This is a genomic window from Streptomyces sp. URMC 124, assembly GCF_051386455.1.
In the GTDB taxonomy this organism is placed as follows: Bacteria; Actinomycetota; Actinomycetes; order Streptomycetales; family Streptomycetaceae; genus Streptomyces.
This window is the reverse complement of the sequence record NZ_JBPQTS010000206.1, coordinates 1-10,316: the sequence shown is the minus strand read 5'-3', so window position 1 is coordinate 10,316 and position 10,316 is coordinate 1. Positions and strand designations below refer to the sequence as shown.

The 10,316-nt window shown below is 73.6% G+C and carries 9 protein-coding genes, 1 tRNA gene and 1 other RNA gene; 1 reads left to right on the top strand and 10 read right to left on the bottom strand.

Features of this window, described 5'->3' with window-relative positions; translation table 11 throughout:
• Both ACSNOG_RS29825 and ffs read right to left on the bottom strand, forming a co-directional pair.
• Positions 1-1,385, bottom strand: a 1,385-nt coding sequence (locus ACSNOG_RS29825) for a DNA polymerase III subunit gamma and tau (protein WP_436755818.1), incomplete at its 3' end; no start/stop codon positions are given.
• Between the two features lie 111 nt (positions 1,386-1,496).
• Positions 1,497-1,591, bottom strand: an RNA gene (gene ffs / locus ACSNOG_RS29820) — signal recognition particle sRNA small type.
• A 122-nt stretch (positions 1,592-1,713) separates the two neighbouring features.
• Here ffs and ACSNOG_RS29815 point away from each other — a divergent pair.
• Positions 1,714-1,798: transfer RNA gene (locus ACSNOG_RS29815), tRNA-Ser, on the top strand.
• 103 nt (positions 1,799-1,901) lie between these two features.
• On the opposite strand, the gene ACSNOG_RS29810 is transcribed toward ACSNOG_RS29815, so the two are convergent.
• The 8 genes from ACSNOG_RS29810 to dapE form a co-directional block, all read right to left on the bottom strand.
• Complete coding sequence (locus ACSNOG_RS29810; protein ID WP_436755817.1) at positions 1,902-3,128, bottom strand: ATP-grasp domain-containing protein; 1,227 nt, start codon at positions 3,126-3,128, stop codon at positions 1,902-1,904.
• Positions 3,129-3,225: 97 nt separating this feature from the next.
• A complete protein-coding gene (locus ACSNOG_RS29805; protein WP_436755816.1) occupies positions 3,226-4,317 on the bottom strand; it encodes a dipeptide epimerase in 1,092 nt (363 codons plus the stop codon).
• Positions 4,318-4,330: 13 nt separating this feature from the next.
• Positions 4,331-5,068 carry an RraA family protein gene (locus tag ACSNOG_RS29800; protein ID WP_436755815.1) on the bottom strand — a complete coding sequence of 246 codons (738 nt, stop codon included), beginning with the start codon at positions 5,066-5,068 and terminating at the stop codon, positions 4,331-4,333.
• Positions 5,069-5,172: 104 nt separating this feature from the next.
• Complete coding sequence (locus ACSNOG_RS29795; RefSeq protein WP_436755814.1) at positions 5,173-6,522, bottom strand: hypothetical protein; 1,350 nt, start codon at positions 6,520-6,522, stop codon at positions 5,173-5,175.
• Positions 6,515-7,453: an aminotransferase class IV gene (locus ACSNOG_RS29790; RefSeq protein ID WP_436755813.1), complete on the bottom strand. Its 939-nt coding sequence runs from the start codon at positions 7,451-7,453 to the stop codon at positions 6,515-6,517. The genes ACSNOG_RS29795 and ACSNOG_RS29790 overlap by 8 nt, the downstream gene beginning before the upstream one ends.
• Entirely contained in the window at positions 7,440-8,216 is a 777-nt protein-coding gene (locus ACSNOG_RS29785; protein WP_436755812.1) for a TenA family transcriptional regulator, read from the bottom strand. The genes ACSNOG_RS29790 and ACSNOG_RS29785 overlap by 14 nt, the downstream gene beginning before the upstream one ends.
• On the bottom strand, positions 8,213-9,244 hold the full coding sequence (locus ACSNOG_RS29780) for a hypothetical protein (protein ID WP_436755811.1): 1,032 nt from the start codon (positions 9,242-9,244) through the stop codon (positions 8,213-8,215). Before ACSNOG_RS29780 ends, ACSNOG_RS29785 begins: the two co-directional genes overlap by 4 nt.
• Positions 9,241-10,316 (bottom strand): succinyl-diaminopimelate desuccinylase (gene dapE / locus ACSNOG_RS29775; protein WP_436755810.1); only part of this gene is annotated, 1,076 nt, incomplete at its 5' end. The genes dapE and ACSNOG_RS29780, both read right to left, overlap by 4 nt.

Here is a 10,316-nt window from a genome sequence, read left to right as displayed (position 1 = left end):
GGCTGGGCCACCGGAGCCGGCTGGGCAGCCGGGGCAACCGGTGCTGCCGGGGCGGGGGCTGCAGCGGGTGCAGGAGCCCCGGAGACCGCCGCGCGGGCGGCGGCCGGACCCGACAGCCCGGGGACGGGCGCGGGCTGCCCGTACGCCTGGTCAGGGGCGTGTGCGTGTGCGCCGGGGCCCGGCGCATAGCCCGCCGCGGGAACCATGGGAGCCGTCACGAGCGCGGCCGCACCCCGCTCGAGCTTCTCGAGCCGGGCCCGTACGGACCGCTCGTCGTCGTACGCGGCGGGCAGCAGCACGCGCGCGCAGATCAGCTCCAGCTGCAGCCGCGGCGAGGTCGCCCCGCGCATTTCGGTCAGACCCTCGTTGACCAGGTCGGCGGCGCGGCTGAGCTCGCCCGGGCCGAAGACGCCGGCCTGGGCCTGCATGCGCTCCACGAGGTCGGCGGGCGCGTCGATGAGGCCCTTCTCGACCGCATCCGGCACGGCGGCGAGGATCACGAGGTCGCGCAGGCGCTCCAGGAGGTCGGCGACGAAGCGGCGGGGGTCGTTGCCGCCCTCGATGACCCGGTCGACGACCTCGAAGGCCGCCGCCCCGTCGTTCGCCGCGAAGGCGTCGACGACGGCGTCGAGCAGCGAGCCGTCCGTGTAGCCCAGGAGGGACGTGGCCATGGCATACGTCACACCGTCCTCGGCGGCACCGGCGAGGAGCTGGTCCATCACGGACATCGAGTCACGCACGGAACCGGCACCCGCGCGCACGACGAGCGGCAGCACGCCGTCCTCGACGGGGATCTTCTCCTGCTCGCAGACCTCGCCCAGGTAGTCACGCAGGGTGCCGGGCGGGACGAGACGGAAGGGGTAGTGGTGCGTACGCGACCGGATGGTGCCGATGACCTTCTCGGGCTCCGTGGTCGCGAAGATGAACTTGAGGTGCTCCGGCGGCTCCTCGACCACCTTCAGCAGGGCGTTGAAGCCCGCCGAGGTGACCATGTGGGCCTCGTCGATGATGTAGATCTTGTAGCGGCTGGAGGCGGGCCCGAAGAAGGCCTTCTCCCGCAGCTCACGGGCGTCGTCCACACCACCGTGGGAGGCGGCGTCGATCTCGATCACGTCGATCGAACCGCGTCCGTTGCGCGCGAGGTCCTGGCACGACTGGCACTCCCCGCAGGGAGTGGGCGTCGGCCCCTGCTCGCAGTTCAGACAGCGGGCGAGGATGCGCGCGCTCGTCGTCTTGCCGCAGCCGCGTGGTCCGCTGAACAGATACGCGTGATTGACCCTGTTGTTCCGCAGCGCCTGCTGCAACGGGGTGGTGACATGCTCCTGCCCGATGACCTCGGCGAAGGACTCGGGGCGGTAACGGCGGTAGAGCGCGAGGGACGACACACGTACGACGATATCGGGCCGCACTGACAAGTGGTCTCGATCACATCCCCGGACCCCCGCAGCCACAGGGCGAGCGCCCCGGGCCCCGCGCCCGGAACCTTCCCCGGAAACACAAGGGCCCCCCACGCACCCGCCAGAGCCCACTTACCCTTGCTGCCTTCCGGCCCTGGGGGAGTTCGGTGAGATAGCGCCACGTGAGGGGCTTGCCCCCAGCCTAGCGGATCCCGGGCAGTGCCCGTACCCGCTCCCCGCCTCCGGACCCACCCCCGGACCCACCTCGGGAGAAGGCGTTCGCGAGCACCCCTCCGCGTCTTGTATTGTTTGCCGCGGAGGATTCGCCTAGAGGCCTAGGGCGCACGCTTGGAAAGCGTGTTGGGGGCAACCCCTCACGAGTTCGAATCTCGTATCCTCCGCACTCGCCCAGTAGGGCAGATGAGGGCCCTGACCGTTGACGGTCGGGGCCCTTGTCGTTGTGTGGGCTCGCTTCGTTTGGGCTTGCTTTCGGTTTCGGTGGGGTCAGGAGGGGGCGGGGGTCGGCTCGATTTCGATGTGGAGGGATGCGACGGCCGCGTCGAGGCGGGCGTGCAGTTCCTTCTCGTCGGGCGCCGTGGCGATGACGTGCCCCAGCCGGCTCAGGAAGCCGCGCGGAGGGAGGCGGACCTCCCGGCCCTCTTCCACGTGCCAGGCCATCTCGTGCCGAGCCCCGGCGGCCGGGTCGGGTGCCCGGAGCGTGCGGACCACGCCGTCGTGCTGCGGGTACAGCATCCGGATGCCGGCGACGCCGGCGCGGATCGGCTCGGGGTCGGCGTCTTCGCCGGTCAGCGCGGCCACGGTGAGGGCGACCATGTCGACGCCCGTGGCCAGCCGGTGCGCGTAGGGGATCTGGTCGCCGCCGAGCCGCGCCGCCACCTCGATCATGCGCGGCCCGTCCGCGGTCATCCTGAGTTCGCTGTGAGTGGCGCCGACGGTGATGCCGAGGGCCTGGTGGGCGGCGATGACCGTGTCGATGAGCTGCTGGTCGTGAGGGCGTGTTCCCGGGGCCCGGCAGACGTGCCCGAGCTCCTCGAAGTAGGGCGCGAACCCCACCTCCTTGTCGGTGATCCCGCAGATGCGGACCTCGCCGTCCCGGACGACGGATTCCACGCTGAACTCCGGGCCGTCGAGGTACTGCTCGACCAGCACCCCCGGCTCGGGGTCGATGCGGGCGAAGCCGGCTCCCGCCGCTACCTCGAACACGGCGCGCAGCGCGGACTCGTCGTCGGCGCGGACCACGCCGATGCTGCCGCCGAGGTTGCGGGGCTTGACCACCACCGGGTAGCCGAGGCCGGCGGCGGCCGCCGCGGCGCCGTCGGGGTCGTGCACGAGCACGCTGCGGGCCGACGGCACGCCGGCGGCCTCGAAGGCGTCCCGCATCGCCCGCTTGTCCCGGCACCGGGCCGCGGCCCCGGGTGACAGCCCCGGCAGCCCCAGCAGGGCCGCGACGTACGCGGTCAGCTCCACCTGCGCCTCGTCGTACGTCAGCACGCCGTCGAAGGGGGACTGCCGGTGCAGCGGCAGGACGGCCTCGCGGACCTCCTCGCGGTCCCGCAGGTCGGCCTGGAGGCTCACGCGGACGAAGGGCTCGGTCCAGGGACGCGGCACGGTGTCGATCAGCACCACCTCGTCTCCGCGTCCGTGCAGGGTTTCCAGGATGTACCTGCGGTAGATCTCGATGCCCGCGCCGAGCATCAGGAGTCGTGCCATGGGGTTTCTCCTAGTTGGGGGACGATCCCGTGGGTAGTCGGAGGACGTTCCGGTCGGTCGGGGTACCTCAGCGGCAGGGCGGAGTACCGGGGCGGGGTCAGCCTTCCGGGGGCGGCAGGAGTCCATTCACACCCAGCCCCGGTCCGGCCGGAAGGTTCAGGACCGGCCCCTCGTAGCGGACTCCGCCGCGCACCGGGGACGCGCCGAGCCACAGGGGCGCGTCCAGGTCGACGTGCGTGACCGCGGGGCGCGCCGCCACCACGCTCGCGGCGGCGGTCACGGAGATCTCCGTCTCCAGCGAGCAGCCCACCATGCAGCCCAGGCCGGCCGCCTCGGCGATGGAGATGATGCGGAGCACGTTGCGGATGCCGCCGCTCTCCTGCAGCTTGACGCTCAGCACGTCGGCGGCCTCGTGCCGGACGACTTCCAGGGCGTCCCGTGCGGTCAGCACGCTCTCGTCGGCGACCACCGGGGTGAGGACGCGCTCCCGGACGAAGCGGAGCGCGCCGAGGTCGCGGGCCGCCACCGGCTGCTCGATGAGTTCGATGTCCGCCCCGCGGTCCTCCAGCAGCCGGACGGCCCGGACGGCCAGCTTCGCGGTCCAGCCCTGGTTGGCGTCCAGGCGCAGCCGGACGCCGGGTCCCACCGCCTGCCGGACGGCCTCGACGCGCCGGACGTCGAGTTCGACGGCGTGACCGACCTTCAGCTTCAGGGCGGTGAAGCCGTCCCCGGCCAGTTCGTCCGCCCGCCGGGCCATTTCCTCGGGCGTGCCGAGGCCCACCGTGATGCTGGTCTCCAGCTTCCTGTCCGAGCCGCCCAGCGACCGGAACAGGGGGGTTCCCAGCTCCTGGGCGAAGGCGTCGTGTAAGGCGATCTCCACCGCGGCCTTCGCCCCGCCGTTCCCCGCGATGCAGCGGTCGACACGGGTGCAGTTCTCCCCCAGGTCCTCGACCCGTCGGCCGACCACGGCCTCGCGCAGCGGCCCGGAGAGCAGGGCCGCCGCGCTCTCGGGCGTTTCACCGGTCACCGCCGGCATGGACACGGCCTCGCCCCACGCGGACCGCCCGTCCCCGTGGACGAGCTCGACCAGGGTGACCCGCGCCTCGTGGACGGTCCCGCGCACCACCGACGTGTACGGGACGCGCAGCGGCACGCGGCGCGGGTGCACGACAAGATCATGAATGAGCATGGACTCTCCCCTGTTACGGCTTGCTCTGTGCCGGCGGCGGATGTTCCGCGGTGGCCGCGGCCCCCGTACGGGCTCCGCCGCCGGACCTCTCCACGGGCCGGGCCAGCTCGTGGTACCCGAACTCCCTGCGGGCGGCGGCCAGCGGGCGGCCGGCCAGGGCCGCCGCGACGATCCGTTCCTCGCGGTCCCTGATGTCCGCCACCAGGTCCGCGACCTGCGCCGCGCGCTCCCGGTCCACCACGACCACGCCGGACTCGTCCGCGCAGACCAGGTCTCCGGGAGCCACCTTGACGCCGCACACCTCGACGGTGGAGCCCACCTCGCGCAGCCGTACGCGGTTCTTCCCGGAGCGGGTGAAGACGCCGCGGGCCCACACCGGGTACTCCACCGCCCGGGAGCCGCCGATGTCCCGGCACACTCCGTCGATCACGGTGCCGGCCACCCCGCGGTGGCGGGCGATGCGGCTCAGGACGTCGCCCCAGACCGTGGCCCCGGTCCGGCCTGAGTCGGCGATGACGACGACGGCCCCCGGAGGCACGTCGTCGAGGAAGTCGCCGGCGGGGCCGGGCTCGCCCTCGCCGACGGGCTCGTAGCGGAGCGTGAAGGCCGGCCCGGCCACGAATCCGCGACCCGACAGGTGGTGCAGACCCGGCAGGCAGCCGTCGAGCCGCAGCATGTCCAGCGCGTCGCTGACCGCTGCGGTGTCGGCGGCCGCGAGGCCCTCCGGCACCGCAGCGGCGGATGTGGTCACGGCAACGCCCCCGGCAGTACGACCGGCAGTACTCCCAGCAGTGCTCCCCGCGGTGCTCCCCGCACCGTTCACGGCCATGCGCCCAGCACCGTTCACGGCACCGTTCATCGCAGGTCTCCCGACACTCGTACCGACACCTTCCGTCCGCCCTGAAACACGTTCACCCGGTCCGCGGTCGAAGCCTTGGAGCCGAATCCCGTGAAGCGCCCCGCCCAGACGAACGAGTCCAGGCTCACGGCCATGGGCACCGTCGTGCCGTCCTCGCACAGGACGGGGCAGCCGGCCGGCGGCACGTACTCCTGCAGCAGGAACCCCTCCCGCCCGCCCCGCGCGACGGCCTCGGCCCACACGTCTCCCCGGGTCGAGCGGCCCACGAGGACCCCGTCCCCCCGGATGTCGTAGGGCTCCTTGAGGACGAACTCCGGGGCGCGGGCGAGGATCTCCGCCTCGTCCGGCAGGCCGGCACCGGCACCCGCACCCGCACCGATGCGCAGGCTGCGCGACCACGGCAGGAGCCCGGCCACCAGGGCGTGCTCCGCGGCGTCGAAGCGGTCCGCGAAGCGGGGGTCCTGCACCAGGGCGAGGGCCAGCTTGTTCTCCGCCACGTACCGGGACCCCATGGAGTTCAGGTGCAGGAACCGCCCGGAGGCCAGCGCCCGGCACCAGCCGTCGACGAGGGCGGGCGACGACTCGACGAGGCGCTGCCACAGCACCGTGTTCACCTTGTTCCAGCACAGGTCGGCCGGGCGGCCGGCGAAGCAGACGTGCGGGCCCGTCACCTCCAGGTCGCGGGGATCGGCCAGGAACGCGGTGGCTCCCAGGGCGCGCAACTGCGCGACGAGCTCGGTCGATTCGACGCCCGCGGCCTCCCGTGGCTGCAGCACCGCGATGCGGGGGGCCGCGGCGGGCGTCCCGTGGCGCCGGGCCTGGTCCAGGAGGAGCTCGGCGAAGCCGCGGTCGTCCCGGAAGGGGTACGCGTCGTCGGTGCCCCCGTCCAGGCCCAGCCTGCGGTGGACGGCGGCCACCGCGGTGTTGATCCGGGGGGTGAAGACGGCCCCGGCCGGGGCGTCCGCGTTGTTCTCCAGGACGCGCAGCCGGCCGGTCGCCAGGTCGAGGTATCCGTCGATCCGCGCGACCGTGACCCGGTCCAGGCTTTCGTCACCTGCGCGTATCAGACGTTCCGCGGCGGCGGAGAGCCCGAAGAACGCCCGTACCTCCGGGTCCGACCGGTACAGAGTGAGCATCTTGTCCAGCAGGGCGACGTAGGCCTCGGCCCGGGCGGCGTGCGCCTGGGCGGGGGACCTCCTCAGGAAGAGGGCGCTCGGGGAGAGGGCGAAGTGCCGGTTGCGCAGGGGCGGCGAGGCCGCCACCTCCTCGGCGGTGACGGCCAGTGCGCGCTGCGGGTCCCTCGCCAGCTCCGCGGTCGCCGTGCCCGTCCGGATCCAGTCAATCAACGGAGCTCCAGACCACATCGGTGGCCGGGGACTCTCCCCGGGCCTCGGCGAAGTACTTCTCGGCCAGCCGGGACATGACCGGACGGCGCTCCCAGTCCGGCACGGTCACCGAGTCGAGCGCGCGCACCGGGGCGAACTCCAGGCCGGTGCCGCACAGGAACACCTCGTCCGCCGCCCGCAGCCGCGCCACGCCCGTGCTGAGCGGCCTCGCCGGAATCCCCAGGTCCCGGCACGCGGCGAGAACCCAGGCCCGGGTCACCCCGGGCAGGACGCCGTCGGTGAGCGGCGGCGTGGTGAGCTCCCCGGCGTGCACCGCGCACAGGGTGGCGGTCGGCGCCTCGGCCACGTTGCCCTCGGGCGTGGTCAGCAGGCACCCGTCGTATCCGGCGGCCTTCGCCTCGGCCAGGGCGATGCGCGAACCGGCGTACTGGGCGATGCTCTTGGCGTGCGTGGGCAGGACGGCGCCGGACGGCCGCTGCCACCGGCTCACGCTCAGCCGCATGCCGTCGGGGCCGGCCAGCCAGCGCTTGCGGCCCATGGGGCGCACGGTGACGCTCAGCACCGGCCGGACCTCGTCGCCGATCAGCCCCGGGCCGTCGGCGCTGACGCTGATCCGGCAGTAAGCGTCGTCCGTGATGCCGTTGCGGGCGGCGAGCTCCGCGATGACGCCGGGCACCTCGCCGACGCCCGGGTCGGGAAGCCGCATGGCGGAGAGGGACGCGCGCAGGCGGTCGAGGTGCTGAGGGAGCAGCCAGGGCCGGATGCCGCCGCCCGCGAGACGGTAGATCCGGACGCCCTCGAAGACGGACAGCCCGTAGCGGAGGGCCATGCTGTCCACCCGCAGGGAGGCCTCGTGGGCGGGGACCAGGCGTCCGGCGTGGAACACCGTGTCCGCGGGCGGGGTGCGGTCCGGTGCGTCAGGCGGCGTCATGGAGGACGTCCGCCTCGTATCGGAAGGGCGGCTCGGAGGGGTCGTACGACGTGGCGAGGATCATGTCGAAGTGGCGGTGGCGCAGTTCGAGCGCCCGAGCCAGTGCGTCGCGGGCCGCTTCGCGCAGTTCCGGGGTCGTGCAGTAGCGGCGCAGCAGTTCCCGGGCCGCCTCGGCGTGCTCGTCCTCCAGCTCGCTCACTCCGTCCGCGCCCTGCTCGGCGGAGGCGTGGTGCACGAAGAACTCCAGCCCGGCGGGCGGCAGACGGTAGACGTCGCGCATCACCGCGAGCATGCTGCCGCCCTGCTCGTTGACGATGGGGGGCTGGCCCTCCATGAGCAGCAGCACGGAGGCGACGCCGGCGGTGAAGTGCACCTCCGAGGAGTTGCAGACCGAGACGTTGTGGTCGATCACGGCCCTGGTCTCGGGCCGGGGGTCGTCCGTGGTCAGCGAGGCCCGGTCCACGCCCACGGCGGTGCCGAAGTCGGCGAACGTCTCCAGGTGGCGCTTGCTGCGGCTGAGAGCGCCCGTCTCCTCCTCGTACACGTTCTCCACGAGGGAGGCGCGCAGCCGGTAGTCCTCGACGCCACTGGCGATGCCCAGGATGTTGCGGGTCCACATGTTCTTGATGGGCCAGCGGTGGCGCACGAACCCGGCGAGCAGCCGCTGGGAGGCCTGGCCCGCGAGGATCGTCCGGTAGAGCGGGCTGGTCATCTTCCGCCGCTCGCGGATCATCAGGTCGAGTTCGTCGACGAAGCCGGTCATGTCAACTCCGATACGGGGGGAGGGGTGAAGGGGATGGGAGGAGTGGAGGGGATGGGAGAGGTGCCGGCGGGCGACGGGTGCGCCGCCCCCGGGGTCTCGACGAACGCCAGAACCTCGTCGAGCGGCCGGTCGAACAGGTGCGTGGCACGTTCGATGTCCAGATCGAGCAGGCCCGCGGCCCAGGCGCCCGGCTCCTGGCTGCGCTTCACGGCCATCTCCGCGCCCAGGACGTGCGCGAGAGGGGCCAGGGGCCGGGCCGCGAGGTCGTCGCGGCCGACCGAGCGCAGGGCGCCGAGGAGCAGTTCCAGGACGAGGTTCCCGCCGCCCTTGCCGATCCCGGCGAAGGAGGCGTCCACGTGGACGGCGCCCGCCGCCAGCGCGGCCAGGGTGTTGGCGAAGGCGAGTCGCAGGTTGTCGTGCGCGTGGAAGCCGAGGGGCACCGGCACGGACGCGTGCAGGGCACGCATGAGCTCCCGCACGGCGTACGGCGTGAGGCTGCCGTTGGAGTCGGCGACGTACAGCGCGTCCGCACCCAGCCCTGCGGCGCGGACGGCGGCGGCCACCGTCCGTTCGAGGGGCTGGGAGCTGACACGGGTCAGGTTGACGACCGTCTCCAGCCCCGCCTCCCGGGCCCCCGCCAGCAGGCCCGCCGTCTCACCGACGCGGGCCGCGGGGACCGGGATGCGTACCGCGCCCACGCCGCAGGCGGCCAGGGCGTCCCAGTCCGGCGCTGTGGAAAAGGGCTTCACCATCATCAGGACGGTGGCCGGCGAGGCCGCCTCGACGAGCGCGCCGAGCAGTTCCGGCGAGGGGAAACCGCCGTCCCGGGCGGCACTTCCCGCATAGCCGACCTCGATGCGGGGGACTCCGGCGGCGGCGACGGCGCGGACGACGGCGTGCGCCTGCGACTCCGTCCAGGTGTGGCCGTTGAGGTAGCCGCCGTCGCGCAGGGTCACGTCGGTCACCCGGACCTGGGCGGCGTGGTGGACGGGGTGGAGACCGAGCTGGGCGAGTGTGGGCGCCGTCATGCGGAGAGCACCTGTTTCAGTAGGTCGTAGGCCTCGGACAGTTCCCGGCGGCTGACGCGTTCGGCGGGCCCGTGGGCCAGTTCGGGGTCGCCGGGGCCGTAGTTGGCCGCGGGGATGCCGAGCTGTGCGAGGCGCCCGACGTCGGTCCAGCCGAGCTTCGGACGCACCTTGCCGTCGGCCAGGGTGCTCAGCCGGTGCAGCACCGGGTGCTCCAGGGACGGGTGAGCCGCGGGCGAGTCCAGCGTGACCACGAGCTCCCCGGCCTCCGGGCCGAGGAGTGCGCCGAGCTCGGCGAGGACCTCCTCCCGGCTGCGGTTCGGGGCGTACCGGGTGTTGACGTGCACCACGCACCGGTCGGGAACCACGTTGCTGTCGCCGCCCGCCTCGACCCCGACGACCTGCAGCGCCTGCGGATAGCGCAGGCCGTCCAGGGTGACCGCCTCCGGCCGGTGGCCCGCGCACCGGGCGAGGGCCGGCAGGGCCCGCTCCACCGCGTTCAGGCCCTGCCAGGGGCGGGCGGTGTGCGCGGCGCGTCCGGCGAAGGACGCCCGGACGCGGAGGCTCCCCTGGCAGCCGGGCTCCACCCAGCCTCCGGTCGGCTCCAGGAGGACCGCCGCGTCGGCCCGGAGCAGCTCCGCGTGGTCGCGGGCGAGGCGGTGCATGCCGCTGAGGTGGCTGCCGGACTCCTCCCGGTCGTAGAAGACCAGGGTGCAGTCGTACCGGGCCGCGGCGACGGCGTGCTCGGCGAGCGCGAGCATGACCGCCAGGCCGCCCTTCATGTCGACGGCGCCCCGGCCGGTCACCTCGTCGCCGTCGAGCGCGGCGGGCTGGGGCGGCACCGTCGCCGGCACGGTGTCCAGGTGACCGGCAAGCAGCACGCGCCCGGCTCGGCCGTGGTCGCTGCGGGCCACGACGCAGTTGCCCAGCCGGATCACCTCCAGGTGGTCCGGCTTCCTCAGCCGCTCCTCCACGAAGTCGGCGATCGCCGCCTCGCAGCCGCTCTCGGACGGTATGCCCACCAGGCGGAGGGCGAGTTCGCCGAGCGTCGCGACCGGGTCGCCGGTCGCGGGAG